The 398-nt window shown below is 55.3% G+C and carries 1 protein-coding gene; it reads left to right on the plus strand.

Annotation, left to right across the window (positions count from 1 at the left end; all coding sequences use genetic code 11):
- Positions 1-398: V-type ATPase 116kDa subunit family protein (locus E3E33_RS10770; protein ID WP_304940810.1), on the plus strand; the 398-nt coding region annotated here is incomplete at both ends.

The raw sequence follows: 398 nt of genomic DNA on the forward strand, positions 1-398 counted from the left end.
GACAAGGCCTCAGTGCTCCCGATGCTCGCGAGGACGAACATGACCTTCGCCCTAACCGGCTGGCTCCCGAGGGTTGACGTTCCAAAGGTTCTCGAGGGGATAAAGAAGGTCACCGAAGGGAAGGCCTACATAAACGTACGTGAGCCGAGGAAGGAGGAAATTGAGGAGATTCCGATTAAGCTCAAGAATCCAAGCTGGGCGAGACCCTTCGAGATGCTCACCGAGATGTACGGCGTTCCGAGGTACGACGAGATAGACCCGACGCCGATTATAGCCTTCACGTACTCGTTCTTCTTCGGCTTCATGCTCACCGACTTCATGTACGGTCTCATCGTCGGCATCGTCGCGGCACTCCTCGTCAAGGGCCACAAGAAGTTCAACGACGGAACCTACAAGTT

The sequence above is a fragment of the Thermococcus sp. GR5 genome, assembly GCF_012027535.1.
GTDB lineage: Archaea > Methanobacteriota_B > Thermococci > Thermococcales > Thermococcaceae > Thermococcus > Thermococcus onnurineus.